Annotated in this window: 21 protein-coding genes and 2 pseudogenes; 13 read left to right on the forward strand and 10 right to left on the reverse strand. The window is 62.9% G+C overall.

The window, feature by feature from the left end; genetic code table 11:
- Positions 1 to 548: 548 nt before the first annotated feature.
- The 4 genes and pseudogenes from ectA to PGC08_RS02400 all read left to right on the forward strand — a co-directional run bounded on the left by ectA (position 549) and on the right by PGC08_RS02400 (position 3,995).
- Positions 549 to 971 (forward strand): diaminobutyrate acetyltransferase, encoded by a 423-nt coding sequence (ectA, locus tag PGC08_RS02385; RefSeq protein WP_009883418.1) that lies wholly within the window; start codon positions 549 to 551, stop codon positions 969 to 971.
- Positions 972 to 1,138: 167 nt separating this feature from the next.
- A pseudogene (gene ectB, locus PGC08_RS02390) lies at positions 1,139 to 2,436 on the forward strand (diaminobutyrate--2-oxoglutarate transaminase).
- Between the two features lie 155 nt (positions 2,437 to 2,591).
- Positions 2,592 to 2,984: an ectoine synthase gene (locus PGC08_RS02395; protein WP_231445084.1), complete on the forward strand. Its 393-nt coding sequence runs from the start codon at positions 2,592 to 2,594 to the stop codon at positions 2,982 to 2,984.
- A gap of 312 nt (positions 2,985 to 3,296) precedes the next feature.
- Positions 3,297 to 3,995 carry a hypothetical protein gene (locus PGC08_RS02400; protein ID WP_271709437.1) on the forward strand — a complete coding sequence of 233 codons (699 nt, stop codon included), beginning with the start codon at positions 3,297 to 3,299 and terminating at the stop codon, positions 3,993 to 3,995.
- Between the two features lie 29 nt (positions 3,996 to 4,024).
- Here PGC08_RS02400 and PGC08_RS02405 read toward each other — a convergent pair whose 3' ends face one another.
- Together PGC08_RS02405 and PGC08_RS02410 are read right to left on the reverse strand one after the other, a co-directional pair.
- Positions 4,025 to 4,324 carry a hypothetical protein gene (locus tag PGC08_RS02405; RefSeq protein WP_271709438.1) on the reverse strand — a complete coding sequence of 100 codons (300 nt, stop codon included), beginning with the start codon at positions 4,322 to 4,324 and terminating at the stop codon, positions 4,025 to 4,027.
- 104 nt (positions 4,325 to 4,428) lie between these two features.
- Positions 4,429 to 5,919 (reverse strand): alanine/glycine:cation symporter family protein, encoded by a 1,491-nt coding sequence (locus PGC08_RS02410; RefSeq protein ID WP_271709439.1) that lies wholly within the window; start codon positions 5,917 to 5,919, stop codon positions 4,429 to 4,431.
- 327 nt (positions 5,920 to 6,246) lie between these two features.
- Between PGC08_RS02410 and PGC08_RS02415 the strand changes: the two genes are divergently transcribed.
- A complete protein-coding gene (locus PGC08_RS02415) occupies positions 6,247 to 7,062 on the forward strand; it encodes a glycerophosphodiester phosphodiesterase (RefSeq protein ID WP_271709440.1) in 816 nt (271 codons plus the stop codon).
- Positions 7,063 to 7,121: 59 nt separating this feature from the next.
- Here PGC08_RS02415 and PGC08_RS02420 read toward each other — a convergent pair whose 3' ends face one another.
- Positions 7,122 to 7,580, reverse strand: coding sequence for a pyridoxamine 5'-phosphate oxidase family protein (locus tag PGC08_RS02420; protein WP_271709441.1), 459 nt, complete (start codon positions 7,578 to 7,580; stop codon positions 7,122 to 7,124).
- A gap of 216 nt (positions 7,581 to 7,796) precedes the next feature.
- Here PGC08_RS02420 and PGC08_RS02425 point away from each other — a divergent pair, with 216 nt between their 5' ends.
- Positions 7,797 to 10,109, forward strand: a complete 2,313-nt coding sequence (locus PGC08_RS02425) for a thioredoxin domain-containing protein (RefSeq protein WP_271709442.1) — start codon at positions 7,797 to 7,799, stop codon at positions 10,107 to 10,109.
- 3 nt (positions 10,110 to 10,112) lie between these two features.
- On the opposite strand, the gene PGC08_RS02430 is transcribed toward PGC08_RS02425, so the two are convergent.
- From PGC08_RS02430 to PGC08_RS02440, 3 genes and pseudogenes are all read right to left on the reverse strand, one after another.
- Positions 10,113 to 11,381 carry an ABC-ATPase domain-containing protein gene (locus PGC08_RS02430; protein WP_333937919.1) on the reverse strand — a complete coding sequence of 423 codons (1,269 nt, stop codon included), beginning with the start codon at positions 11,379 to 11,381 and terminating at the stop codon, positions 10,113 to 10,115.
- Positions 11,382 to 11,435: 54 nt separating this feature from the next.
- Positions 11,436 to 11,842: pseudogene (locus PGC08_RS19405) on the reverse strand (ABC-ATPase domain-containing protein); the annotation flags it as partial.
- 93 nt (positions 11,843 to 11,935) lie between these two features.
- Positions 11,936 to 12,706, reverse strand: a complete 771-nt coding sequence (locus PGC08_RS02440) for an amidohydrolase family protein (RefSeq protein ID WP_193084241.1) — start codon at positions 12,704 to 12,706, stop codon at positions 11,936 to 11,938.
- 317 nt (positions 12,707 to 13,023) lie between these two features.
- On the opposite strand from PGC08_RS02440, the gene PGC08_RS02445 reads away from it, so the two are divergent.
- The 3 genes from PGC08_RS02445 to PGC08_RS02455 are packed head-to-tail and all read left to right on the forward strand — an operon-like array spanning position 13,024 to position 16,254.
- Positions 13,024 to 13,545 (forward strand): hypothetical protein, encoded by a 522-nt coding sequence (locus PGC08_RS02445; RefSeq protein ID WP_271709443.1) that lies wholly within the window; start codon positions 13,024 to 13,026, stop codon positions 13,543 to 13,545.
- Positions 13,440 to 15,245 carry a TRAP transporter permease gene (locus PGC08_RS02450; RefSeq protein WP_271710031.1) on the forward strand — a complete coding sequence of 602 codons (1,806 nt, stop codon included), beginning with the start codon at positions 13,440 to 13,442 and terminating at the stop codon, positions 15,243 to 15,245. Before PGC08_RS02445 ends, PGC08_RS02450 begins: the two co-directional genes overlap by 106 nt.
- Positions 15,246 to 15,261: 16 nt before the next feature.
- Entirely contained in the window at positions 15,262 to 16,254 is a 993-nt protein-coding gene (locus PGC08_RS02455; RefSeq protein WP_271709444.1) for a TAXI family TRAP transporter solute-binding subunit, read from the forward strand.
- A gap of 402 nt (positions 16,255 to 16,656) precedes the next feature.
- On the opposite strand, the gene PGC08_RS02460 is transcribed toward PGC08_RS02455, so the two are convergent.
- Complete coding sequence (locus tag PGC08_RS02460) at positions 16,657 to 18,015, reverse strand: M18 family aminopeptidase (RefSeq protein ID WP_271709445.1); 1,359 nt, start codon at positions 18,013 to 18,015, stop codon at positions 16,657 to 16,659.
- 589 nt (positions 18,016 to 18,604) lie between these two features.
- On the opposite strand from PGC08_RS02460, the gene PGC08_RS02465 reads away from it, so the two are divergent.
- Positions 18,605 to 19,705: a DUF1684 domain-containing protein gene (locus PGC08_RS02465; protein ID WP_271709446.1), complete on the forward strand. Its 1,101-nt coding sequence runs from the start codon at positions 18,605 to 18,607 to the stop codon at positions 19,703 to 19,705.
- Between the two features lie 171 nt (positions 19,706 to 19,876).
- Here the strand turns inward: PGC08_RS02465 and PGC08_RS02470 are convergent, their stop codons facing one another.
- A complete protein-coding gene (locus tag PGC08_RS02470) occupies positions 19,877 to 21,823 on the reverse strand; it encodes a M13 family metallopeptidase (protein ID WP_271709447.1) in 1,947 nt (648 codons plus the stop codon).
- 106 nt (positions 21,824 to 21,929) lie between these two features.
- Here PGC08_RS02470 and PGC08_RS02475 point away from each other — a divergent pair, with 106 nt between their 5' ends.
- Together PGC08_RS02475 and PGC08_RS02480 are read left to right on the forward strand one after the other, a co-directional pair.
- The gene (locus PGC08_RS02475) at positions 21,930 to 22,445 is read left to right on the forward strand and encodes a low molecular weight protein-tyrosine-phosphatase (protein ID WP_009884606.1); all 516 of its coding nucleotides are present in this window, start codon (positions 21,930 to 21,932) and stop codon (positions 22,443 to 22,445) included.
- A 33-nt stretch (positions 22,446 to 22,478) separates the two neighbouring features.
- A complete protein-coding gene (locus tag PGC08_RS02480; RefSeq protein WP_009884605.1) occupies positions 22,479 to 23,126 on the forward strand; it encodes a copper resistance CopC family protein in 648 nt (215 codons plus the stop codon).
- A gap of 123 nt (positions 23,127 to 23,249) precedes the next feature.
- Here the strand turns inward: PGC08_RS02480 and PGC08_RS02485 are convergent, their stop codons facing one another.
- Positions 23,250 to 24,641 carry an MFS transporter gene (locus tag PGC08_RS02485; RefSeq protein ID WP_101643391.1) on the reverse strand — a complete coding sequence of 464 codons (1,392 nt, stop codon included), beginning with the start codon at positions 24,639 to 24,641 and terminating at the stop codon, positions 23,250 to 23,252.
- Entirely contained in the window at positions 24,634 to 25,059 is a 426-nt protein-coding gene (locus PGC08_RS02490; protein WP_009884603.1) for a MarR family winged helix-turn-helix transcriptional regulator, read from the reverse strand. Before PGC08_RS02490 ends, PGC08_RS02485 begins: the two co-directional genes overlap by 8 nt.
- Before the next feature lie 199 nt (positions 25,060 to 25,258).
- Here PGC08_RS02490 and PGC08_RS02495 point away from each other — a divergent pair, with 199 nt between their 5' ends.
- Positions 25,259 to 26,242: an LLM class flavin-dependent oxidoreductase gene (locus PGC08_RS02495; protein ID WP_069599368.1), complete on the forward strand. Its 984-nt coding sequence runs from the start codon at positions 25,259 to 25,261 to the stop codon at positions 26,240 to 26,242.
- Positions 26,243 to 26,259: the final 17 nt, after the last annotated feature.

Raw genomic sequence — 26,259 nt, forward strand, 5'->3', positions numbered from 1 at the left:
CTGCGCGTCGAAACATCGCTGTGGGCATAGGGGCTTCGACACGCAGGCGCTGTCTCGGTGAAAAGTCGCTTCCTGCTGCCTGTTTCAGCTGCGTGAGAGGCCGGTATCTGACACCCGCTGCCCTCGCCCGCATCCATGCATTGCCCTATCCAGCAACCCTCCCTGCCTTTCCCGCCGTCCAGCCGGATGGCTGTCTCCGGCACCCCGAATAGTCATCCGGAAGTCATGCCCCGAGGTGGCGTCGAAACGTGGAACAACCGTGGAACCGCTGTTCCAAAAGTGCTGAAATGTAACGAAACGATAACGAAGCTCTACCCCGGAATGAGCGCGGAAGAGCGCCCTGGCGCATCCCAGAGATGCCATGGGGAAACCCCGGTTCGTGACGTCGGGAACACGCGCGGGAATCACCACTGAATGGGGCGTGAATCACCGGTTTTCGAGTTGACGCTCATCCTCAGGTCGTTAGGTTTGAAGGCGTGAGAAACGCAGTCGCTGAACCTCAAACAGAAACCGATGTCCGTGTTCCAACTATGGAAGACGGTCAACACATGTGGAGACTGGCTAAAGATTCGGCCGTTCTCGACCTGAACTCCTCGTACTCCTACATTCTGTGGTGCCGAGACTTCTCGGCCACCTCGACGATCGCGCGAATCGGCGGAGAGCCCGCCGGGTTCGTCACCGGCTACACCCGCCCGGATCGGCCTAACACGCTGATGATCTGGCAGGTCGCAGTCTCGTCGGACTTCCGCGGACACGGATTGGCGAAGACCATGCTCAACGAGCTGGCCGATCGCACCAATGCGCTCCGCCTGGAGACGACGATCACCGATGACAACGACGCTTCAAACCGTCTGTTCCAGTCATTCGCTGAGCAGCGTGACGCTAATTGCGAACGAAGCGCGCTGATCACTCCGGATCTGTACCCGGACGGTCACGACACAGAATACCTGTACGAGATCGCACCACTGTGATGCACCGCTGAAAAGCCTGGTGCCACCTGGCGTCCGAGGGATCAACTGATTCCGTCTGAGGGTGCCGACCGGCGACAGCCGTACCCGATGTTGATCGGTCGCGGCCACCGCCTAGGCGCTTGCTCACGAGGCAAGTGCGTAATCCAGAAGTCGAAAGGACTCAAGTGATGACCGAAAACTCTAAGACCACGAAGCCCGACATCTTTGAAACCCGCGAATCAGAGGTGCGAGGATACTCGCGCTCCTGGCCCGCCACCTTTGCCAAGGCACAGGGTGCGAAGCAGTGGGGCGAAGACGGCAAGGAATTCATCGATTTCTTCTCCGGCGCCGAGCACTCAACTACGGGCACAACAACCCCGTCGTGATGAACCCTCTCATCGAGTACCTCCAGTCGGGTGCAGTCCTGCACTCGCTGGACATGAAGACCCCGGCCAAGCGTGAGTTCCTCGAGACCTTCCAGGACCTCATCCTCAAGCCACGCGGACTCGACTACACCGTGATGTTCCCCGGACCAACGGGAACCAACACCGTCGAGGCTGCCCTCAAGCTGGCTCGTAAGGTCACCGGACGTCAGCACATGCTGTCCTTCACCAACGCATTCCACGGCATGACCCTGGGATCGCTGTCGGTGACCGGTAACTCGATGAAGCGCGAAGGCGCAGGCATCCCGCTGACCAACAGCTCGAAGATTCCCTATGACGACTACTTCGACGGCGAGATCCCAGACTTCCTGTGGCTCGAGAAGGTCCTCGAAGACTCCGGCTCCGGCGTCGACAAGCCAGCCGCTGTCATCGTTGAGACCGTGCAGGGTGAAGGCGGCCTCCGCGCCGCACGCGCCGAATGGCTGCGCGCCCTGTCCGAGCTGACCAAGAAGCACGACATCCTGCTCATCGTCGATGACGTGCAGGCCGGCTGTGGCCGTACCGGATCCTTCTTCAGCTTCGAAGAGGCCGGCATCGAGCCAGACATCGTCTGCCTGTCGAAGTCGATCTCCGGTTCGGGTCTGCCGATGGCACTGACCCTCTTCCGCCCCGAGCTCGATGTTTGGGAACCGGGCGAGCACAACGGAACCTTCCGCGGAAACAACCCCGCATTCGTCACGGCGACCGCCGCGATCAAGAACTTCTGGGCTGACAACACCTTCCAGAACGAATTGGCCGACACCATCGCCGCACTGCACCAGCGCCTCGACTCGATCGTGAAGAAGGCAGAGGGAGCATCCATCCGTGGACGCGGCCTCCTCGCCGGACTCCACTTCGAGGATGACGAGGTCGCCGGCAAGGTGGCAGCAGAAGCCTTCGACAACGGCCTGCTCCTCGAGACCTCAGGTCCCAAGGATGAGGTTACGAAGATCATGCCTCCGCTGACCATCTCCTCGCACGATCTGGAACAGGGTCTCGACATCATCGAGGCTGCTGTGCTGAAGTTCGCTCCGGCCACCAACGCAGAACCTGCGGCGGTCTGAGCCAGCTCCCAGCTGAGCGCGAGAGCCTGTAAAGCTGAGTTTCGGTTCGCCGAGACTCGACCATGAAACTTGAATGACGCGTTGCCGGTGGATCGGTCGACATTTCGACTGATGCATCGGCAACCCGTCTGATACCCCGATTGAAAGGACCACGAATGTACGTAGTCAACCGCGATGATCTCAACGACACCGACCGCGACATCAAGTCAGAGACCTGGCGCAGCCGCCGCATGGTGCTGGGCAAGGAGCGCGTCGGCTTCTCGCTTCACGACACCGTGATCTACGCCGGAACGACCTCGACCTTCCACTACCAGAACCACGTCGAAGCCGTGTACTGCGTGCAGGGCAAGGGCACTCTGACCGATCAGGAGACCGGCGAGACCTACCCGCTCTCGGACGGCACCATGTATCTGCTGGACGGACACGAGAAGCACACCGTGGTCGCCGAGGAAGAGCTGCGCATGGCCTGCGTCTTCAATCCGCCGGTCACGGGCCGTGAGACTCACGACGAGAACGGCGTCTACCCGCTCATCGTCGAAGAGGACTGAAGTCCTTCCGTGAGCTGAGAAGCTCACTCGCCGGGGTGGCTGATCCTTTGCTCAGTCACTTAGGCGCCGTCCGGCCTCCGGACACCAGGAATGGTGGACACGGAACCGAGAGAAGCCCGCAGAGCGCGGGGTTCGACCTCGGCTCCGTGGCCACCATTTCCTTGCGCCCGAACTCTTCGGTTCTGTCGAGACTTCAGATGTGATAATATCCAGATCATTCACACTTCAAGTATCGTGACGCCGCCTGCCGACTGAACATCTCAAGACTCCAACTCTGGCATCACTCAGTTCAAATCCACTTTTGGAGTCTCCATGAAGTTCATCAGACGTGCCTTTGTATCCGCTATCGCTGCTGTGGCACTTGTTGTCGGTCCCGCTGTTTCCGCTGAGGCAGCGGGTGGCTCTTTTGATGTGACGAAGCTGTCTGCGAAGAGCATCGTCGTCAGCAATTCGAACTGCCGAAATATCGATGTGAATATGTCGCACAAAAAGTCGGGGGTCAGCGAATGGATGGTCGACGCTGATGTTACTCGTGGTGGAGGAGTGGTTGACTACGCCTTCTTTGCGAACGATGGAAACAGCAAGCGCACACGTGTAATGGTGTGTCCCGACTGGTCTGGGCTTGGGAAGTACTCGCTCGGTCCGTCGGAGGTGATAGCGAACAACTCGAGCTACTCCAATTTCGTCGACCGAACCGACTACACCAAGGGCTCCTTCTACGTCCGCGGTAAGACTTACGCATCGCTGTCCACCAAGCGCAGCGGTAAGACCGTCTCGCTGACCTCGAAGACGAAGGTCTACAACCCTGAGAAGTACGGCAAGGTCAACTACAACCCCAAGGTGAAGTTCCAGGTCAAGTCCGGCAGCAAGTGGAAGACCATCAAGACGGTCACCGCCAATAAGGGCAAGGCTACGTACAAGGTCAAGACGAAGAGCAAGAAGTCCTACCGGGTCACCTTCAGCCAGGTGAGCTGGGCGACCGGCGCCACCTCGAAGTCAGCGAAGAGATGACTTCGGAGTAGAGCAAGCGCTGATCAAGATCACTCGCGGATGATCAGCTCTGTCCCGTGCATATATCCCCGGGATCCTTCGAACGGGCCCAAAGCTTCGAGGACGGGCATACCCAAGACGGCGATGTCGGCAGTCTGTCGAGTTCCGGCCGACTTGGCCATGAGGTTTTGATTGTAACGGAGCTCGCCGATCTCAGCGTCGGTGACAGTCCAGATGACCACCTGCGGTGGATCATCATCGGTGAACGTCACGCGTCGGGCATCGGCCGTGACCGACCATCCGGTCGCCTCGGCGAGGGCTTCGGCCAATTCTGTGCGATCCAACGTCATGGGAGCATCCTTCCCTTCGTTTTGTAGTGAATGCGCATCGGGCGCTCCCTGGATGGGAACGCCCGATGCGATTGTGCTGTCACTGCGTGACCAGGACGCTGGTGTCACTCGTCCGGGCGGACCTTCTTGCCGCGGTCCTGCCAGAACTTTGCAGTGGTGACTTCGTCTGTGCCGTCCCAAGCGTCGATGTCGGTGTTGATGCGCTTGAACGTGGGCAGATCGGAACGGTGGAAGACCGGCTCAAGTCCCTGTCGACGCTGCTGCTGGTAGTTCTTCAGCAGGTTGAACACCAGCGGTGAGAGCATCAGCAGAGCGAAGAGGTTGATGAGAGCCATGATCGCCATGAAGATGTTCGCCGCGGTCCAGACGATGTCCAGTGCCGCGATCGCCCCGATGAAGACCGACACCATCACGATCACCTGGTACACCCGCATGGCAACTTTGCTGGTGGTCAGATGCTCGATATTGGCTTCGCCGTAGTAGTAGTTGCCGAGGATCGAGGAGAAGGCGAAGAGGAAGATCGCGAAGGTGAGGAAGTGGATTGCCCACTGGCCCAGCTGCCCGCTCAGCGCCGTCTGCGTCAGCTGGATTCCTTCGGCAGAGCTGCCGTATTCGGGGTTCGACAGCAGGATGATGAACGCTGTGATCGAGCAGACGAGGATCGTGTCGAAGTACACGCCCAGTGCCTGCACGAATCCCTGTTTGGCCGGGTGAGACGCCGATGCTGTGGCTGCGGCATTCGGGACGGAACCGATTCCGGCCTCATTGGAGAACAGGCCGCGCTGAACGCCGATCAGCATGATCGAGCCGAGCGTTCCACCGGCGATGGAATCCATGCTGAACGCATCGGTGAAGATGGTGAGGATCATGTCGGGGACGGCGCCGAGGTTGAGCACCACGACGATGATCCCGACGATCAGGTAGAGACCGGCCATGATCGGCACGAGGTAGGCGGAGACGTTCGAGATGCGCTTGGCTCCGCCGACGAAGATCAGGTAGGCGCCGACGGCGATGACCACACCGGCGATTGCTGAGAATGCGAAGTTCGAGTCCTCGACATTGAACGATGCACCGACCGCGTCGACGATCGAGTTCGACTGCACCGTGTTGAACACGATGCCGTAGGTGATGGCGACGATCACGGCGAAGACCAGGCCGAGCCATTTCATGTTCATTCCGTGCCGGATGTAGTAGGCCGGGCCGCCGCGGAAGTTCGGGCCGTCCTTCATCTTGTAGACCTGCCCGAGAGCGGACTCGGCGAACGCAGTGGCACCGCCGACGACGGCAGTCAGCCACATCCAGAACACCGCACCAGGCCCGCCCAGCGAAATGGCCAAGGCCACGCCGGCGATGTTGGCCGTGCCCACTCGCGAGGCAGCAGAGATGGAGAAGGCGCGGAACGGGGAGATGTTCTTATTGCCTTCGGAGTCTCGTCCACCCGGCTCGGCGAGCGTGCGGAACATTTCGGGGAGCATCCGCACCTGGATCACTCCGGTGCGGATGGTGAAATACAGACCAGTGGGAATCAGGACTGCAACGAGTACATAGGACGATACGGAATCGATCCCGTTGAGTGCGTTCTGCAGCATCTCCATGGAACTGAGCCTCCTTCGGCAATCATGCGGTCAGAGGTTCGGGCGGAAGAGTGCCTGAACGTCCGCTGTGTATGCCTTCAGTCTGCCACTAACCCACTCCTGCAGTGCGCAGGCAGGCGGCGTTTGGCTCATTACCGACCACGAGGCAGTCGAGCGAGCATACGGAATCACGGCCGCACTTGTGAGCGCCTGCTCTGCCAGGGTTCACGTCACGTCTACCCAATCATCATCCTGCCCTTGCTCTGGTTGCCTAGTCTGATCCGCAACGAACTGCGCCACCGGCCGCTCACCGCCGCTCTGAGCCGCCACCCCTGAGGAGTCCCCGCCATGCCAATCACTCTTTTGAACCAATCCACCGCCGAAGTCACGCACACCCGTGTTCCCCCGCTGGTCATCGCTCACCGAGGAGCGTCCGAGCAGCATCCCGAGAATACGATCCCCGCCTTCGTCGCCGGCATCGATCAGGGTGCGGACATGATCGAGATCGACGTCCACATGAACAAAGACGGCGACCTCATCGTCATCCATGACGACCCCCTCGACCGCACCACCAACGTCCGCACGATCTACCCCGACCGTGCCGATACCAGCGTGAGCGCCATGACGACTGCTGAGATCGCCGCCCTCGATGCGGGCTCGTGGAAGGGGCAGGTGTACAACGGCGTCAGGGTCCCTCACCTCGCCGAGGTGCTGGATCTGGTGCACGTGACCCGCACCGGGCTGCTCCTCGAGGTTAAGAAGCCCGCCCAATATCCCGGAATCGCCGAGGTGCTCGTTGAGTCCCTGACTGCCGTGCCTGAATATCTGGACCGGGCTTTGGCCGCGGGAATGCTCGTCGTCCAGTCCGGCGACTGGGCCTTCGTTCGCGAGTTTCACGCTTTGGCCCCAGAAATCCCTGTCGGTGTTCTGGGTCGGCCCTGCCCCGATGAACTGCTCGACTTTGCTACCTGGGTCGATCAGATCAACCCGCAATACACCGCAGCCGACGCGACCTTCCTCGGCCACGTCCACGAGCTGGGAATGTCGAGCCTGGTGTGGACCGTCAACAGTGTCGAGGACATGGAGAAGGCCATCGACCTCGGCGCCGACGGCATCATCACCAACAGGCCCGACCGACTTCTCGAGGTCGTCGAAGACCTCTGAGGTCGGAGGACCTCTGCAACTGACCTGGGCTCAGCGCCTGGTCTGCGACGTTCGGGTACTCACTCCCGTGGCGCCCGCGCTACATGGCTCAGCGGTGCTTCCCAAGCGGACGGATCGGTCACGGGGAAACGTCGGCCGGACACCTCCTCGGCGATGATCCGAATGAAACGATTCTTCGCACCTCCTTGCCACGGGGATACGTCGAGGCCGACGGTCTCCCGCAGCTCCTCAGGATCGTTGATCTCCTTCGCTATGCCCTTGATCACCACGCTCCAGGCAGTGTTGGTTGCAGGCTCGAATTCGTCGATCTCGAACGCCACACGGGGACGGGCGCGGATAGCATCGACCTTGCCGCCCTCCGCTGACCGGAAGACGATTGCCGAATGTTCGACAGAATAGTTGACGGGGAAGATCTCGGGCGCGTCATCGCCGATGACTGCCAAGCGACCAATGGCGCTGGCGCGCAGGTAACTCCAGCAATCGGTGACGTCCAGGACCATGTTCGACTCGACGTTCATCGCTCTACCTCTCTTCGGGGCGGAGGGTCACCGCGTGTATGGAGCAGCCTCACCGCCAACTTCTACTTATCGTAGAAGAATGTGGTGTAGATGTGAATAGTGCGCCACGGGGTGAGCTCGTGGATCTCAGAACTGCCGGATCGAACGACACGAATCGACAGAGGCCATCCGAGTCGCACCTTCTCAACCAGGGCCGCCCAATGAGACGCTGGGGGTATGGCCAATGAACTCGCGTCGTCCACCAGCCCGTACCTCCGCGCCCACGCCGACAATCCCGTCGACTGGCGGATGTGGACGAAGGACAACCTCGCCGAGGCGGCCCGTCGTGACGTGCCCCTGCTCATCTCGATCGGCTACTCCACCTGCCACTGGTGCCACGTCATGGCCCACGAGTCCTTCGAGGACGAGGCCATCGCCCGCATCATCAACGAGAACTTCCTGCCGATCAAGATCGACCGCGAAGAGCTGCCGGACATCGATGCGTATTACATGAACGCCCTCCAGGCGATGCGTGGACAGGGCGGGTGGCCGATGACGATCTTCGCCACGGCTGCCGGCAGTCCCTTCTATGCTGGCACGTACTTTCCACCGGCTCCGCGAGGCAATCTGCCCGCGTTCACGCAGGTGCTCTCGGCCGTGTCCCAGACATGGACGGATCGCCGCGACGAGGTGACCGAGATGACCCAGCGCATGGACCGGGGATTGGCCGACATGGCCAGCGCCGTCTCCGACGCACTGCCGGCCGAAGCTGCCTCTGAATTGCTGAGCGCCGAGGAGCTCGATTCGGCCGCCGAGTCCCTGCTCGACTCCTACGATCCGGCGTGGGGTGGGTTCGGCAAGGCCCCGAAGTTCCCGCCGCTGATGAACCTCATGCAGCTTCTGGCCACGTTCGTGCGATTGGGCGGAACCACCTCGGCGAGGGAGGGAACACTTGCTCCGGGAAAGGTCGACAGGGTCGGCGCCGACGGTCACCTCGAGGGTGAACTCGTCCTCGACTGCCTCATCGCGGTACGCAGCACCTTCGCGCGGATCGCGAGCGGCGGCATGCGTGACCAGGTGCGCGGCGGCATCGCCCGCTACAGCGTCGACCGGCAGTGGTTCGTACCGCACTTCGAGAAGATGCTCTACGACAATGGACTCTACCTGCGCGCCGTCGTGCAGTGGGCGAAGGTCGAACGCGCGCTGAACCCCACCTCGAAGTGGTTGGCGCTCGCCGAGCGGGAGATCACCGACACCGCGAACTTCCTCCTCGCAGACATCTCCGACGGTGATCGCTTCATCGCCGCCCTCGACGCGGACTCCCTCAACAGCGATGGAGTGCTGGAGGAAGGCGCCGCCTATGTCGTCACACCCGAGGAGTTCGCCGAGGTGGGGGAGGAGGGGCTGCTCCAGCTCGTCGATTCCCCCGCCGCCGCGGAGCTGTCTGGCTCCGTCGTGGCTGCGATCCGCATCATCGACTGGTTGGGCATGGACGAGGTGCCCTTCGATGAGAGCCACCCGGCGCCGTGGGAGACCTCGGCGACGGCTGCGCAGAGGGACGGGCTCAGGAAGCTGTTGGACCAGCGGCCCCAGCCTGCTCGCGATGAGAAGACGATCACCGAATGGAACTCGCTGGCGATCACGGCACTGGCCGAGGCAGCGCTGTACACGGATGCTGCGCTGTCTACTGATGGGTCGCTACCCGCTGATGCGGTGCTCTCTGCTGATGCATCGGTCGGCTGGGGGAGTCAGGCCGCGCACCTGTGGGATGCGATGGTGGCACGCTTCGGCGGCTCCGGCTCGGGACCGAGTGCCGATTCTGCCGCTGGCTTCGATTCAGGTGACAGCCCGCGGCTCGACGTCCGCCGCAGCTTCACCGGTGATACCCCGGGGCCCGGCCAGGCGGGCCTCGCCGACTGGGCCCAGTTCATCACCGCAGGGATCACGGTCCGCCAGCTGCCGGATTCGTCGGTGCAGGTGAACGACCTCAAGTCATGGGGTACGACAATGTTCGCAAACTTCACCGCCGAGGATGAGGTGCTCGAGGTCTTCGACTCCATGGGTGATGAGATCCTCGATGTGAGAGCTTCCGACCCGGTCGACAATACGGTGCCCTCCGGCCGCTCGGCGGCGGCAGAAGTGGCTCTTCTGCTCGCGGAGATCGGCGTGGACGGAAGTGCAGGCAGCAGTGTTCATGCCGGCAACGACGTTGCCGATGACCTCAGCGCCGGCGGACTTCTAGAACTGCGCGACCGACTACTCGGCGTCTACCGGGCGCTCGCCGGCCGAGCACCTCGCGGCTGCGGCCACGCGCTGTGGCAATCGGAACGGGCACTCAAACCGGTTCGCGTCGCAACGCGCAATGCGACACTGAGCGACATCGCGGCCAAGCACCCGGCGGTCACGCTCATCACCGGAGCAACAGGCGTTCCTGCCGAAGACGGTTCCGAGGTTGAGGTGCCCGAGGGCGCCGCCATCGTCTGTCAGGGAACGCAGTGCTCATTGCCGGTGACGACGGCCGAGGATCTGAAAAAGCTGCTCGACGCTTAAGCGTCATTCGACGAGCTGCAGCCCCCGGAAGCGGTTGAGAGCGGCCGCGATCTCCTGGGCTCGCGGTCGGGCGACATGTCCCGGATGGTCGCGGTTGCCGGTCAGGCCATCGACGCCCTGCGCATCGAGCATGTCGTCGATCTCGGCCAGCGCCTCGGTCAGTGAGGTCCGGTTGTCGAAGATCTCTGCCATGTACTCCAGCGCCTCGGCGATGCCCGCCGTCTGCTGCACATCGACGAGCTGAGACACGGCGCTGAGGTCGATGAATGCCTTGCCGAACTGGACCTGGCCGAGGCCCTTCGCCTTCGCTGACTTCGTCTTCGAGCTCGGGCGCAGTGCCTTTGCCGTCGGTATTCGGGGCCGAGGCGATGCAAATGTGTCGCTGCTGCCACCGGCTGAGTCGGACTTGTCATCGCCTGAGCCGGCTGGGCTCGTACTCGCGAAATCTGCCGGGTTCACACCGACGAACTCATGCGCCTTCTCGGTGACCTCCTGCGGTACGTAGGCGTCGAGGGCGATGACGTGGTCGGCGACTTCGAAGAACGCACTCGATCCACCGGCGACTAAGACCGTGGACACCCCTCGTTCGGAAAACAGCGGGCGGATGCGGTCGACGAACGGTGTGATGGGTTCGCGGTCGGCCGGGATCAGCGCACGCATGCGCTCATCGCGGATCATGAAGTTCGTCGCCGAGGTGTCTTCGTCGATGAGCAGTGAACGTGCACCGACCTCAACAGCCTCGACGAGGTTGGCCGCCTGCGAGGTCGAGCCGCTCGCATTCGTTGTGGTGAAGGATCCTGTGTCAGTGCCGGATGGGAGATTGTTGATGAAGGGCGAGATGTCGTCGCCGGTCACGGCGCGACCGTCCTCGGCCCGGATGGAGGTGGCGCTGGGTTCAGTGATGACCCATTCGCGTCCGTCGCCGGCGATGTGCGGGTAGACGCCGCGTTCGAGAGCACGCAGGATCGTCGACTTGCCGTGGTACCCGCCGCCGACGATGACGGTGACGCCATGCGGGATCGCCATGCCCGTGAGGCTGCGTCCGCTCGAGAGCGTGACGGTGTGTTCAAGTGAGGTGGGGCTGGTGAACGCCACAGCGTGAGAGTCCATGGGCAGATCCGAGTCTCCCGAACGCCTCGGCAGGATCGAATCGTTGCCGATGAACGCGAGGAGCCTTTCCTCGCCGAGGTGGTTCTGCAGTTCCAATTGATCCCGGTGGAGCTGGACGTGCTCGTGTAGGTCATCAGCGCGCAGATTGGAGTGAACGAACATGGCCTGAGCGAGCTCGGGCACATCGCGGGTGAGGATATCGGCCGCCTGATGGCCCAAGATGCGCCGGCCACGAGCAGGGAGATTGATGAGCAGGCGTGCTTCGAAGCCGTCATCGTCGATGACGACATTGGTGCGCTCAAGAACTTCTTGGCCCGGACGTCCGAGGATGATCGAGCGCCGGTCGTTGCGGTGCAGGAACGAATCACGACGCGGAAGAGGAAGTCAGAGGCCGCGATGCGATCTGCCCGTTCGGTGGTGATGTCAGTGGGGAACCCCGCCTCGGCGCGGTTGATCCTGATTCGGACCTTCGACGGGGAAGCAAAGGGGTCGACCTGGACTCGATCGATGAACACGGTGACCGGCCCGAACTCGTAGCTGCCGCGGATCTGCTTGTAGTTTCCGTAGCTGCGGCCATCGAGGTTGTGCAGGGTGGATGCAAGATTCGATCGTGGGGAGTTCATCCGTGGAATGCTACTTGATAGAGGTCAACGCAGGCCAAGAGTCAGCCCGTGCTGGGTGCGTGCACCAGGGTCGGCTACACGCATGCCGCAGGGTCAGTCGCGTGCGCGTCCCAGATAGAATTCGGCGGCGTTGTCCCAGAACACTGCGGTGAGCTCGTCGGGTGACAGAGTGTCTCGGATGATGTCGAAGTCTGCGTTCTCGAACGGTCGAGGTGCCCTGGTCGATGGCAGGTCGGTGCCCACCATGAGTGCCGAAGGATCGACGTCGACGATTGCTCTCATCGTGGTGGCCGGGTCGAGTTCGACACGACCGAAACCTGTGGCCTTCACCTTCACACCCCGTTCAACCAAGCGCAGAAGCGCAGGCAGTCCGTCGCGGTGCATGCCGAAATGGTCGATGCTCACCGAAGGCAGTCCGGCGATGCGCTCGCCCAGGTCGTCGTCGATGCTGCGGGAATCGATGTAGAGCTCAGAGTGCCATCCGGCGAGGTCATGGACCCGGCGCGCCATGTGTTCCATGTCGTCTAAGACCGCGGAGCCTCCTCGGGCGACGTTGAAGCGCAGCGCCTTGATTCCGTCGCGGTCGAGTTCGAGGATGCGTTCGTCGCAGGTATCGGTCGGAAGCTGGGTCACGCCGACGAAGTCGGGCCCAAGAGTGCTCAAGGCATCGACGAGGTAACACTGGTCGAAACCTTGGAATGATCCGGCGACGACGGCTCCACCTGCGATGCCCAGGCCGCTGATGCGCATCAGGTAGTCCTCGACCGTGAACGGATCCGGCAGGTAGCCGTTGTTCTCAACCAGGGGATGTTTGGGATCGATGATGTGCAGGTGCGCGTCGAAGACCGGAGTCGGAGAATTCATGGCCCCAATTTACCCCCGTATCCGGCAAGCTACGTTCCATCTCAAAGGGTGGCCACTCGGTCGGCAAGAGTGAAACTCGAATGGCTGAGTCCCGGCCTGTGTCGGGGTGCCCTGCGACGAGGTGGGGTGCATTGCCGTGAGAACTAAGGCTTAGTCCCACCTATCGGCACTGCGGGTAACGATCTCGACAATATGACCACAGGTCGGGACGCGAGAGAAGAAGGTGAGCGGACGCTCGGTATATTGTGAGGTGGTTCACAACAGGCCCTGAACAAATTGGCTTGAGCTTTTCGGCCCGAGCATCTGAAAGGACAACGATGTCCGGACGACCTTCCGAGGCGCCGCCTGCGAATCCGCTTCCGCAGACGAACGTCGACGAACTGATCGCGCAATACGATGAGGAACTTCCTCAGCGCACCCTGACCCGCAGGCTCGACCTCGGTGTGGGGATCGTGTGTTTCGTCGTGTCATTGTTCGTACTCAAACAGGTCTTCTTCCCGTTGGCCCAGGGCAACCAGTACTACCTCATGTGGTTCCTGGCGTTCGTTCTGCCGCTCGTCTTCATCTGCTATCGGCCAGGATTCGGACGCAAGACCGACGTCGCAGACCAAGCAGCGGAGGTTGCCGAGGCTGTCGATAGCACCGGCACGGTCGACAGCGCCACGACAGCTGGCAACCCCAAGACGGCCGGCGAACCAAGGCGAAGCGTCGGTCGAACGACAACCCCTCGATCATCGATTGGGTCCTCGTCGCCCTCACGTTCCTCACCTGTGCCTACCCGGTGCTGCCCTTCTTCTCCGGCGGCTTCAACGAGTTCCTCAACCGGCAGGGTTCGCTGACCTCACTCGACGTCATGATGGGCGGAGTTCTCCTGCTCCTCGTTCTCGAGGCAACACGGCGAACCACGGGCCTGATCCTGCCGATCTTCTGCCTCGTCTTCTTCCTCTACAGCTACTACGGGGCCTATATTCCGGTCAGTTGGCCAGGCTCCCACGCCGGCCAGAACTTCGATCAGATCGTCAACGCCCTCTACAACGATGCCTCCGGCTTCTACGGCATCCCCCTCGACGTCGCTGCCACCTACATCGTCCTCTTCACGATCTACGGTGCGGTCCTCGACAAGACCGGGGCAGCCAGCTTCTTCATCGACCTCAGCTTCTCCCTATTCAAGAAATCGAAGGCCGCACCCGGGCGCACCGTCGCACTCTCCGGTTTCCTTCTGGGTACGGTCTCCGGCTCCGGCACAGCCACAGCGGTCTCACTGGGCGCCGTGACCTGGCCGGTGCTGAAGAAGGCCGGGTATCCGAAGGAGAACGCAGGCGGAATGCTCGCCGCCTCCGGCATCGGCGCGATCCTCTCACCCCCAACCCTCGGCGCCGCAGCCTTCATCATCGCGGAGCTGCTCAACGTCTCCTACGGTCTCGTCCTGCTCTGGGCAGTGGTCCCGACCCTCCTGTACTACCTGGGCATCTTCCTCGCCATCGAGATCGACTCCCGCAAGATCGAGGTCGACTACACGCCGCCCCCAGGCCTGCGCGCGTGGCCCATCCTCAAGAAGGGGTTCTACCACTTCATCTCATTGGGCATCATCGTCGTCTTCCTCTCCATGGGCATGGCACCCTTCAAAGCCGTCGTCTACGCCACCCTGGTCGGGATCGGCTTCGGAATCATCGAGATCGTGCTCTCCCGCCTCGGCGAGCCGAAGACCATCCTGGCCGCAATCTGGGACGTCTTCTACGGTGCTCTGTCCACGGGCATCCGTTCGGTCCTGCCGGTGACCAGCGTCTGTGCGGCTGCAGGCATCATCGTCTCGACGATCACGAAGACCGGCCTCGGGCAGGTCATCTCCGACATCCTCATCAAGGGTGCGCAGTCACTGTCGACAGACCCGACCGCGGTCCTCATCTTCACCTGCATCTTCGCTGCCGTGGCCGTGACCATCCTCGGCCTGGCGGTGCCGGTGACGGCCTCGTTCATCATCAGCTGGGTCATCGTCGGCCCGGCACTGATCTCACTCGGTGTCCCCGAGGCGGCCGCCGCGATGTTCATCTTCTACTACGCGGTCCTGTCCGAGGTCTCACCCCCGACCGCTCTGGCGGCCGTCGCGTCCTCGGCGATCACCGGCGGTCGAGTCATCGCAACGATGTGGCAGGCCTGCAAGTACGCGATCCCCGCCTTCCTCGTCCCGCTGGCCTTCACCTTCACCCCCGAAGGCGCCAGCCTCGTGGCACAGGGCGGATTCATCGGCGCAGTGTGGACCGGGCTCGTCTCCGCGTTCGCCGTGGCCGCACTCGCCGCCGGTGCCGGTGGCTGGATCATCCGCCGTGCGGGCTGGCCCGAGCGCATCCTGTGCTTCATCGCCGCAGGAGCCCTGCTCTACCTCCAGCCCATGTCGATGATGATCGGGTTCTCCGCTCTCATCCTCGCCGTCATCGTCCACCTGCTGCTGCGTCGCAAACCGAAGACCACCTCGGCGACTATCAGCGACAGCGGACCCACCGAAACACACTCGACCGGATCTCCGGCCGAGTCCAACTGAGAAAGGGACGAAGTCCATGAAGCGAACAAGGATGTTCACAATCACGGCGTCAGCCGTCGCCGCGGTGCTGGCGTTGAGCTCATGCGGCGGTAAGCAGGAAGCCAAGCCGGCGGGCGAGGGAGGTGGCGACTGCACCGCGGCCTCAGGGCAGATCACGGTTGCCACAGGTAACTCGACGGGCGTGTACTACGTCCTCGGCGGCGGTCTGGCGCAGATCATCTCGGACAACACCGACCTCAAGGCCACCGCGGCCGAGACCGGTGCCTCCGTGCAGAACCTGCAGCAGCTGGCATCCGGGGACTACGACATCGCGTTCTCGCTCGCCGATACCGCAGCCGATGCCGTCAACGGCGACGCCGACTTCAAACAGCCCGAGGACATCTCGGCGCTGACGCGCATCTACTCGAACTTCACCCACGTGGTCGTGCGCAAGGATGCGAACATCAAGTCCGTCGAGGACTTCAAGGGCAAGACGATCTCCACCGGCTCACCGAAGTCGGGCACCGAGGTCATCGCCAACCGTCTCATCGAAACGGCCGGGCTCAAAGAGGGAGACGTGACAACCCAGCGCCTCGACCTGACCAAGACGGTCGACGGGATGAAGGACGGCACGATCGACGGCATGGTGTGGTCCGGCGGACTCCCGACAGCCGGCGTCACCGACCTCTTCACCTCCAACGGCAAAGACGTCGAATTCCTCGACATCTCCAAGCTCGAAGACCCGATGAAGGAGATCAACCCGGTCTACGAGGTCGACGAGATCCCGGCCGACACATACAAGGGCGTCAAGGCCGTCAAGACCATCGCCACTCCCAACGTCCTCATGGTCCGCAACGACATGGACGAAGGTACCGCGTGTGCGCTGACGAAGCTGGTCTATGACAAGAAGGCCGATCTGGAGAAGGTCCACGCAGCGGCGAAGGACATCGAGCTCGACACCGCCGAGGCACCCGATCCGATCAAACTCCACCCAGGCTCGCAGAAAGCCCTGGACGAACTGAACAAGTAAGTAGGTCGGCTGACGCCACGCGGCGGGCTGTGCTGGAGGCTTCAGGCGGCCGCGCCGAGCCGAGCCGAGCCGCGCCGTTGAGCGTCAACCGAAAGGGATCGATCGAAGTTTCATAGCCCACGTTCAAAGCGGGGCTATGAAACTTCGATCGGTTAGTTGCTGCGTGTAGCCGCGGGCAGCCCGGGCGGGATCGTCGCAAACCGCGTGTGGCCGCGGGCGGGAGGCGCGCGACAGGGGCGATCGAGTGGACTGCGCGCGAATCAGACAGTCTGAGTCAGACTGATCGGGTTGCAATCAGCTCAGTCTGACTCAGTGTGGCGAACTCCGTGAGTTGGAGCGCTCTGCGTGCGAATACTCCACCGCAGCCCCGGCGCCCCCGCCCCCACGGAAGCGCCCCCGCGTTCACCCCTGCAGGAATGCCTTCGCAGCAGCACCGAGCGAGACGACATCCTCAATCGCGACCATTTCGCGCGCCGAGTGCATCGAGTACAGTGCCGGTCCCACATCGACGGTGGTCATGCCCAGGCGGGTCGCGGTCAGCGGGCCGATCGTCGACCCGCAGGGCATCGCATTGTTCGACACGAAGTTCTGGTACTCGACCCCGGCCGCCGCGCAGGCCTGTGACCAGGCCGCGGTGCCCACGGCATCCGTGGCATAGCGCTGCTGGGCGTTGAGCTTGAGCAGCGGACCACCGCCGAGGCGGGGGCGGACATGAGGGTCGTGGCGTTCCGGATAGTTCGGGTGGGCGGCATGCCCGGCATCCGAGGATACGCATATCGACGAGGCCAGTGCAGCCAGGTACTCGCTGCGCGTCGAGCCCGGGAACAGGGAGGCGATGATGCGTTCGGTGACGTCAGCGAGGAACGGCCCGCAGGCACCGGAACGCGAGTTCGACCCGATCTCCTCATGATCGAATCCGGCGAAGAGCGCGATGGAATCCAAGGACGCAGCATCGACGTCGACCAGGGCATTGACTCCGGCGTGGACGGAGAGCAGGTTGTCCAACCTCGGCGCGGCGAAGAACTCTTCCTGGGCACCGAAGAGCCCTGGGGACTGGACGGGGATCGTGTAGACGTCGTGTCCCACGACCTGCTCAGGATCCACCTCGGCGGAGGCGGCGAGGATCTCGATGACATCGGCTTCGGCCAAATCTGCCAGGCCGATGATCGGAGTGGTGTGGCGCTGCTTGTCCAACGTCAGACCGTCATTGACCTGCCGGTCGAGGTGGATGGCCAACTGCGGGATGCGCGCAATCGGCGGGGTCTGAGCGAGGACGACGGAGCCGTCGGCGAGGCTGAGCTGCCCGGCCAGTGCCAGTTCTCGGTCGAGCCATGAATTGAGCAGCGGGCCGCCGTAGATCTCGACGCCGATCTGGCGAGTTCCCTCGGCGGTGAACTCATCGCCGGGCTTGAGCTTGAAGGCTGGGGAGTCCGTGTGAGAACCGAAAACGCGGAAGCCGGGAATCGTGGTGAGGCGTCCACCCGAGTTATCGGACTGTTCACTCGCGTCAATCTCGGCGGCATCGGCTTTGCCTGCTGGAGTCCGCCATGCGATGATCGCACCGTCGCGAATGACATAGTGGCCCTGACCTGGCTCGAGAGACCAGACCTTGCGCTCATTGAGTCGGCAGAAACCTGCGGCCTCCAATCGTGCAGCCGCCGTCGCGGTGGCATGATAGGAGCTGGGAGAAGAACTGATGAAGTCTGTCAGATCGGCTGCGACCTGGGTTTTCGTACGTGATCTCACGGGCGATGTACTCATTTCCACAGCCTATCGTTTGCGGTAGCTTTGGCCACAAGGGCATTGGTTCTCGAATCCGCGTCGACACGGCGGCGGGGGAGGGGCCAGTGTCACAGGAGCCATCGACCGCTCGGACTTCGTCGTCCATCGCCCGAGTACCAGCGCCGAGAAGTAACGCAATGCAAGGAGTGTTCGAAGTGAACCAGTTCGTGACCGAATGGAACACCTGGAGGGATTCTAGGAACTCGGCACTGGCGACTCCCTTCGGCTGGCTCAGCGTGTCCGGTCTGCACTGGCTCGAAGAGACGACGACCTGGCCCGAGGCTCCCGGTACCTTCACCATTGATGACGATGGCTGGGTCAGCGTGGCCCTTGAACCCGGGACCAAAGCCGGTCCTGCTGCCGCGACCTTCGACCTCATGAGCAAGTCCGCCGAGGCGGGCCCGAACACCAATGATGCGTCTCCTTCCAGCTCGGCTTCGGTGCCGAGCGACACCACGGTCCTGCCGAAGATCCCAGAGATCTCAGGGCCGGAGGTGCGCGTGGAAGAGAACGGATTCAGCGCGAAGCTGCCCACCGGTGGTCCCTCCAGTGGTTCACCGTCGGCAGTGTGCTCTACGAACTCATCGACCGTGCCGGCCGAATCGGGATCCGGGTGCGTGATTCCAAATCGCCGCTGCTGGGCAAGTTCTTCGAAGTTCCCGTCTTCGACCCGAACCCCAACTTCGTATTCCTCGCCAAGTTCACTCCCTTCGACAAGCCCGAAGTGCACACGATCAACACCGCGCAGGATGACCTGCAGGTCCAGACCCCTGCAGTCGGAACCGTGACCTTCACCAGCGAGGCAGGCGAGGTGACGCTCTTGGCCACAGGCAACCCGGCCAGCGGTCTGCAGCTGGACTTCCACGACTCCACGAACGGCGTCTCAACACCCGCGTGGAGAACCCTCGACCTGGGCATCCCGAACCATGACGGCTCACTGGTCGTCGACTTCAACCGGGCCGTGAACTACCCGTTCGCATTCACCGCCTTCGCCACCTGCCCGGCCCCAATCGAGGGCAACGTCGTTCCGTTCGACGTCACCGCGGGGGAGCGCACACCACCGTTCTACTTCTCTGAAGCCGGCATCAACGTGCCGTTCCTGTTCTATGTGTGGTGGGACGAGGAGAGCGCCAAGGTGACCCGGCCGTGGTACGACCGGTTCGGGCTCGACATCACGCTGCTCAACCCGAACCACGAACACAGCGCTCTGTCGCTGGTCGGCTTCGACGGTGTCGCCATGTCCGGAGGCGAAGTAGCGCCTCTTACGCGCAAGGCGAGGTCGCGCCTGGTCAAGGTCGCGACCGAGGCCCTGACATCCCGCATCCCCGTGATCGGCATCGGCGCCTATGCCGAGTTCGTTATCCGAGCCCAGCGCGAACTGCGCGAATCCGAAGGCTACGTCGACGGCATCGAGGAAGAGTACGCGGGCACCGAGGGCAAACTGCTCATCGTGATGAACAATGAGCTCGCGCCCCAGAACGCCGGCTTCGACGTCGTGCACACCGATGCCAGCGGACTCCTCTACATCGAGATGCCCTATGACATTCCGCTGGAGTCGAATTTCGCTGAGATCGAGGACTTCGAAGCCGCGATGGAGTCCGATGCCCCGATCAACAGTTGGGAAGAGTTCGACTTCCGCGTGGTCAGCCTCATCCGCCAGCACCGCTGAGGACTCGGCGGCACACGCACACGCCGAATGAGCCGAATGAGCCGAGAGCCCGAATCTCAGCAACCTGAAGGGCGCTGAGCAACCCCGCTAAAGGTTGCCCAGCGCCCTTCGGGTTGCCGGGATGAAGCCCGCCTACACGCTGCGCCTACACGCTGCGCCTTCGTGCCGATCTCACCAGATGGTGACGCGCTCCTCGGGGGCGAGGTACATGCCGTCGGTCTCCGTGACCCCGTAGGTGTCGTGGAAGGCGGTCATATTCTTCACTACCTGGTTGCAGCGGAACTCCTCCGGAGCGTGCGGGTCGATGCTCAGCCGACGCACGCGCTCCTCGGTGCGCATCTTCGCCCGCCAGGCCTTGGCCCAGGCTTCGAAGAACGTCGCGGCCTCATCAGCTGACGGCACCCGTCCCAATTCCAACTCGAGGGCTTTCCAGCCGATGGACAGTCCGCCCAGGTCTCCGATGTTCTCACCCACGGTCAGCGCGCCGTTGACGTGCTGCGCTTCGTCCAGACTGGCGGGAACAAGTGCCTCGTACTGGGCGATGAGGGCGTTGGTGCGTTCCTCGAAGCGCTCCCGATCCTCGGCCGTCCACCAGTCGACGAGGTTGCCGTCGCCGTCATAGCGTGAGCCCTGATCGTCGAAGCCGTGCCCGATCTCGTGGCCGATGACCGCGCCGATGGCACCGAAGTTCGCCGCCACATCACCGGCGGCGTCGAAGAACGGTGGCTGCAGGATCGCGGCCGGGAAGACGATCTCGTTCATCACCGGGTGGTAGTAGGCGTTGACGGTCTGCGGCGTCATCAGCCATTCGGTGCGGTCGATCTCCTTGCCGATGCGCTTGATCTGACGCGCATGCTCGGCGCGGGCGCAGCGGCGGACGTTGCCGACCAGATCCGAGGAGTCGATCGCGGCCGGGTATTCGCGCCACACCTCGGGGTAGCCGACCTTCGGCGTGAACTTCGAGAGCTTGACCAGGGCCTTCTGCTTCGTCTCCTCACTCATCCAGTCGAGCTCGTTGATCGACTTGTCGTAGGCCTTGATGAGCATGTCGACGAGGTGGTCGATGGCGTCCTTGGCCTCCGGTGGGAACTCCTGGGCCACGTAGAGCTTGCCCACTGCCTCGCCGAGGAGGCCCTGCACCAGTCCGACACCGCGCTTCCAGCGCTCCCGCAGGGCAGGGGTGCCCGAGAGGGTGCGGGCGTTGAAGTCGAAGTTCTCCTCGACGATCTCATCGGTCAGCAGCGAGGCTGTGGCGGAGAGGACCGAGAAGCGCAGCCAGATCTTGATGGTCTCGATGTCGGTGCGCTCCCACTCCTCGGCCATGCCGGTGACGAAGGAGGGCTGGCCGATGACCAGGTAGGTCAGCTCGTCGTCGGCATCGGCGGTCAGGGTGGAGAACCAGGAGTCGAAGTCGAAGCCTGGACCCAGTTTGCGCAGCTCATCAAGGGTGACCTTGTTGTAGGTCTTCTCCGCGTCGCGGCAGGCGACCCGGTCCCAATGGTGGCGGGCCAGGGAGGTTTCGAACGCCATCACCTTGGCGGCCACCTCGGCGTCGGAGATGTTGCTCCTGGTGCCGATCCCACCGAGGGCGGACATCTTCTTCACGTGCTCGACGAACTTCACGCGCACCTCGGCGTGGTCGTCGTTGAAGTAGTAGTCCTCGTCGGGCAGGGAGATCCCGGCCTGGTCGAGGTAGAGGGCGTAGATGTCGGAGTCCTTCGCATCTGCGGTGACGTAGCCGCCGAGCACGCCGCCGATGCCTTCGACCTCGAGGCGGCCGAGGAGATTGGCCAGTTCGGACTTGTCCTCGGCAGCGTCGATGGCGGCGAAGGAGGAGTCCAGGGGAGTGACTCCGAGTGAGTTGATCTGGTCGAGATCCATGAACGAGGAGAACACGTCGGCGACCTTCTGGCCTTCGCTGCCCGGCTCCTGCGGGGCGTCGGAGACGGAGGTGATGATGTCGCGGACCTTGGTCTCTGCGGTGTCGAAGAGTTCGCGCATGGCGCCGTCGCCGGCACGGTCGTCGGGGATGGTGAACGTGTCGATCCATTCGCCGTTGATGTGGCGGAACAGATCGTCCTGAGGGCGCGCCGAGGCGTTCGATGTTTCAGAAGTCATGGTGCAACAGTATCGTGATCAGTAGACAGAATGGCCAGGTGTCACCGGTGCGGATTCGCTGGTGGCCCGCGACAGTTGTGGGTATCGGATCGAGCAGGAGAATCGTATGAAGATGGCATCCGTGGTGTTCGTGTGCACGGGCAATATCTGTCGTTCGGTCACGGCCGAACGTGTGCTTCAGCATCATCTGGAGCTCAACGACGCCGAGGCTGTTGTTGACTCGGCCGGCATCAGTGATGAAGAGGCCGGCAACCCCATCGACCCCACCCAGGCGCGGGTGCTGGCCACGGCCGGCTACCGCACCGATGATCATGTCGCCCGGCAGATCACGTCCGAGTGGTTGTCCGAACGTGACGTGGCCATCGCGATGACCCGCAGGCATTACCGTGCCCTGCAGAACCTCATCGCAGAGCTCCCCGCCGAGGTGCGTCCGCGGTTGCGTATGCTGCGCGAATTCGATCCCCGGGTGACTCCAGGCGAGACCGGTGATGCCCCGGCGCCGGACGTTGAGGACCCGTGGGCAGGGGAATTGAAGAAATTCGAAGAAACTCTTGAGACAATTGAAATGTCCGTGCCGGGAATCACAGACTATCTGCACTCTTTGGCCGAGCAGACTCGGTGATACTGAAGGTAATTGTTGAAGGAGAAAACTGACATGACTCGAACCACGTGGTCCGCCCTCAAGCTCGGCTTCGCCGCCCTGCTCGTGGCTGCCTTGAGTGTCTTTGCTTTTGCCCCGGCCAGTGCTCACGACCAGCTCGTCTCCTCGAATCCCGAGGATGGATCGAAGGTCGACCAGCAGCCGGAATGGATTGAGATGGTCTTCTCCGGTGAGGTCCAGGAGGTCGGCTCAGAGGTCAAGGTCGTCATCGACGGCAAGAACGTTTCCGCTGGTGAGCTCGCCGTAGACGGCAAGAAGCTCACTGTGGCCCTGCCCGACAACCTCAAGCCCGGCGACTACAAGGTCACCTGGCGTGTGGTGTCCTCGGACGGTCACCCGATCTCCGGTGACTTCGACTTCACAATCGCTGACGCCGAGGGCGCTGGCGGTTCGGTCGAGCAGTCCTCGCAGGCCGGACTCGGCGGCGGCGTCGTCGACGAGCCCAGCAAGGACACCGAAGAGCGCGGCGAGATCGGCGAATCGACCGGAAGCGATTCCGGCATGTCGACCCCGATGATCGTGCTGCTCGCTGTTGGTGGCCTGGCCATCATCGTCATCGTCGTCCTCCTCATGCGCCGCAAGGCCCAGGGCCTGCCCGGCACCAAGAACGACGACTCGGGAGACGGTCCGAAGCGCGACTGAGTTTGTGACGTGATGCGTGCAGGGCACGTAATCCACAGAGCGGGGCCCGGGAGTGATGAACTTCCGGGGCCCCGCTCTGTGCTGGTAGTGCGGCGTGGACGCGCTGGCCTGGCCGCGCGTGCGTCAGGCGGCTGTACGGTTGCCGCGCGCTCGGTCGGCGAGCAGGCCGATGAGCACCGCGACACACCCGATCGCTGAAATCGCGAGGGCCAGGAAGATGCCGTCCGCGTTCGGATGGCCATCTGCACCCAGGTGTGCGGCCAGCACCGCCCCGGAGATCGCGCTGCCGAAGGAACCGCCGACGGTGCGCAGCACCTGATTGAAGCTGACCGCACTGCCCAATTCCTCAGTTGCGACCGTGCGGGCGATGAGCGCTGGCATGGCGGCATAGGTGGTGCCGACACCCATCCCGACGACGAACATTCCGATCAGGATTTCCCAGAGCTCGGTGTGAGCGAAGAGGAGCAGCACCGATGACGCGGTGACCAGAGTTGCGCCCAGCGGCAGCAGGGTCGTCATCTGAATCCGCTTCGTCAGATGTCGAACAAGACGGTTGGCGAGGAAGCTGCCGACAGAGAACGGAAGCATCACGAAGCCGGCCCAGAACACCGGCAGGGAGACACCGTAGCCGGTCTCACTCGGCGCCTGCGCGATGATGCTGCCGATCGAGAGCACCATGTACATCACTGTGCCGAGGGTGATGGCCGTGAGGTTCGCGACGAGTGCGTCCGGGCTGCGGAGGACCCGAAGGTTGATGAGCGGATGCTTGACCCTCAGCTCCAGCAGGACCCAGATCGTGAGCAGGACGAGCGCGACCGCGAAGCAGCTCAGGGTCGCCGGGGTCGCCCACCCCCAGGTCTCTCCTTCGCTGACTCCGAGCAGCAGTGCCGCGAGTCCGAAGGCGAGCACTGTCGCACCGGGGACGTCGAAGCGGACACGCGGTGCCTGGGTGTCCGGTCCCGATGGGACGGCGACGATGACGACGATCATGGCTGTGGCGACGAAGAGTGCTGCGAACCAGAATGCGAACTGGTAGTCCAGCGATCCCGCGATGAGTCCCGTCAGGGGGTACCCGATGCCCATTCCCGTCGACACGGTCACCGACAGGCTGGCGATGCCGCGCGTGCTCTTCTCCACAGGCAGATACCGGCGGGCAAGGGCGATCGTCATCGGTACGATGCCGTAGCTCAGTCCCTGCAGGGCGCGCCCGATGAGGAAGACGGCGAAGTTGGTGGCAAGTGCGGCGACCACCGAGCCGACCAGGATGATGGTGAGAGCACCGACGAGGAGTCTCTTCTTATGCGGGCCATCGCTGAGGCGGCCCATGACCGGGGTGACGATCGCGCCGACGAGCAGGTTGATCGTGAGCATCCATTGTGCGGCGCTGATCGAGACATGGAATTCTGTCGAGATCGTCGGTACGAGGAGCATGCCCAGCGAGCTGACGACCGCCGTCGACAGTGCCGCATAGACGAGCGCGGGAAGCAGTCGACCGCCTGGTTGAGGCTCACTCATCCACGGACTCCTGCATGAGTTTGCGCAGCACGGGAACTGCCGCCGACAGTGTCGCACGCTCGGAGGCATCGAGATGTTCGACAAGCGCGTCGGCGAACCACCGAGTACCGGCCTCATGTTCGCTCTCGAGAGCGCTGCGCCCCGTCTCGGTGATTTGGACGCGGACCTTGCGACGGTCGACGTCGTCTCGTGCCCGGGTGACATAGGACAGCTCTTCCAGCTCGCGCAGTGCCACGGCGACCGCCTGCGGAGTGATCCGCTCTGCTACTGAGAGTTCGGATGCCGTGGCCGGTCCCCGTTCGTTCAGGTGAGTGAGGATGCCGGACTTCCCTCGGGAGGTCGTCCGTTCCGCGTAGAAGCGGCGGATGAGCGGACGGAGCGCGCTGCGGAACTCGGCAGCAAGGTTCGGATCGGGCATTACCTCATTGTACAAACAAATTGATCAATCTACTTGCCTATTCCGGAGCGAACGGTCACAGAGGCACGGGAAGCGCTAAGCCGCACGGACCAGCAACGTGGCTACAACGGGACAGCAGAGTCGGAATAGAACTACGTCGAGCCGCTGTTGTCCCTGGTAACTGATCTTTCTACTTTCTCGAACGAAGGGCCGCATCGCTTTGTCCGTTCCACTGAATATTCTCGACCTCGTCCCCATCCGCGAAGGATCTACCGCCAGCGAAGCCATCGACACCTCGATGCAGGCCGCACGCCTGGCCGATGAGCTCGGCTACAGCCGTCTGTGGTTCGCCGAGCACCACAACACCATGGGACTGGCCGCGAGCGCGACGGCGCTGCTGATCTCCCAAGCCGCGTCGGTGACCGAGAAGATCCGTGTGGGGTCAGGCGGAGTGATGCTGCCCAACCATGCACCGCTCATGGTCGCCGAGCAGTACGGAACACTGGCCAACATTCACGGCGATCGCATCGATCTGGGGTTGGGCCGCGCGCCTGGCACCGATGGAATGACAGCGCAGGCGCTCAGCCGTTCCTCGGCTGAACCGCAGTCGTTTGCCCAGAACATCTATGACATGCAGGGCTGGTTCAGCTCCGAGGGCAAGGCTCACACGATGCCGATCGAATCCGCTGTTTCTGTCGGAACCGAGGTCCCCATCTGGGTGCTGGGGTCGACGACGAACGGTGCCGCGATCGCCGGTCAGCTGGGGCTGCCGTTCTCGCTGGCCTCACACTTCGCACCCGACCAGATCGATGCCGCGATCCGCGTCTACCGCGAATCCTTCACCACCGAGGCTCCCACCGCACAGATCGACAAGCCCTACGTCATGGCTGGGATCAATGTGCTGGTGGCCGAGACAGACGAAGAGGCTGAGCGCGAGTTCACGACCGTGAAGCAGATGTTCGCCGACATCGGCCGCGGCCGCCGCCGTCATCTCCAGCCGCCCGTCGACCCGAGTGAACTCGCCGGAGGCGGCGAGAGCCCGATGCTTCGAATCAGCGCGGTCGGCTCACCCGAGACGGCAACCCGTCAGTTGTCGGAGTTCGTCGAGCGCACCGGCGCCGACGAGCTCATCACCGTCACCTACGCCTATGAACCTGCAACGGCCGAGCGTTCCCTCAAGCTGCTCGCCGACGCCTGGTTCTGAAGCGGTTCGAACTGGCG

It is taken from the genome of Brevibacterium sp. BDJS002, assembly GCF_028201555.1.
Taxonomy (GTDB): domain Bacteria; phylum Actinomycetota; class Actinomycetes; order Actinomycetales; family Brevibacteriaceae; genus Brevibacterium; species Brevibacterium aurantiacum.

What these genes read in the sequence shown, in the direction of transcription:
- ectA (WP_009883418.1), top strand. Translation starts at nt 549, where the DNA reads ATGTGGAGACTGGCTAAAGATTCGGCCGTTCTCGACCTGAACTCCTCG.
- PGC08_RS02395 (WP_231445084.1), top strand. Translation starts at nt 2,592, where the DNA reads ATGTACGTAGTCAACCGCGATGATCTCAACGACACCGACCGCGACATC.
- PGC08_RS02400 (WP_271709437.1), top strand. Translation starts at nt 3,297, where the DNA reads ATGAAGTTCATCAGACGTGCCTTTGTATCCGCTATCGCTGCTGTGGCA.
- PGC08_RS02405 (WP_271709438.1), bottom strand. Translation starts at nt 4,324, where the DNA reads ATGACGTTGGATCGCACAGAATTGGCCGAAGCCCTCGCCGAGGCGACC.
- PGC08_RS02410 (WP_271709439.1), bottom strand. Translation starts at nt 5,919, where the DNA reads ATGGAGATGCTGCAGAACGCACTCAACGGGATCGATTCCGTATCGTCC.
- PGC08_RS02415 (WP_271709440.1), top strand. Translation starts at nt 6,247, where the DNA reads ATGCCAATCACTCTTTTGAACCAATCCACCGCCGAAGTCACGCACACC.
- PGC08_RS02420 (WP_271709441.1), bottom strand. Translation starts at nt 7,580, where the DNA reads ATGAACGTCGAGTCGAACATGGTCCTGGACGTCACCGATTGCTGGAGT.
- PGC08_RS02425 (WP_271709442.1), top strand. Translation starts at nt 7,797, where the DNA reads ATGGCCAATGAACTCGCGTCGTCCACCAGCCCGTACCTCCGCGCCCAC.
- PGC08_RS02430 (WP_333937919.1), bottom strand. Translation starts at nt 11,381, where the DNA reads ATGTTCGTTCACTCCAATCTGCGCGCTGATGACCTACACGAGCACGTC.
- PGC08_RS02440 (WP_193084241.1), bottom strand. Translation starts at nt 12,706, where the DNA reads ATGAATTCTCCGACTCCGGTCTTCGACGCGCACCTGCACATCATCGAT.
- PGC08_RS02445 (WP_271709443.1), top strand. Translation starts at nt 13,024, where the DNA reads ATGTCCGGACGACCTTCCGAGGCGCCGCCTGCGAATCCGCTTCCGCAG.
- PGC08_RS02455 (WP_271709444.1), top strand. Translation starts at nt 15,262, where the DNA reads ATGAAGCGAACAAGGATGTTCACAATCACGGCGTCAGCCGTCGCCGCG.
- PGC08_RS02460 (WP_271709445.1), bottom strand. Translation starts at nt 18,015, where the DNA reads ATGAGTACATCGCCCGTGAGATCACGTACGAAAACCCAGGTCGCAGCC.
- PGC08_RS02470 (WP_271709447.1), bottom strand. Translation starts at nt 21,823, where the DNA reads ATGACTTCTGAAACATCGAACGCCTCGGCGCGCCCTCAGGACGATCTG.
- PGC08_RS02475 (WP_009884606.1), top strand. Translation starts at nt 21,930, where the DNA reads ATGAAGATGGCATCCGTGGTGTTCGTGTGCACGGGCAATATCTGTCGT.
- PGC08_RS02480 (WP_009884605.1), top strand. Translation starts at nt 22,479, where the DNA reads ATGACTCGAACCACGTGGTCCGCCCTCAAGCTCGGCTTCGCCGCCCTG.
- PGC08_RS02485 (WP_101643391.1), bottom strand. Translation starts at nt 24,641, where the DNA reads ATGAGTGAGCCTCAACCAGGCGGTCGACTGCTTCCCGCGCTCGTCTAT.
- PGC08_RS02490 (WP_009884603.1), bottom strand. Translation starts at nt 25,059, where the DNA reads ATGCCCGATCCGAACCTTGCTGCCGAGTTCCGCAGCGCGCTCCGTCCG.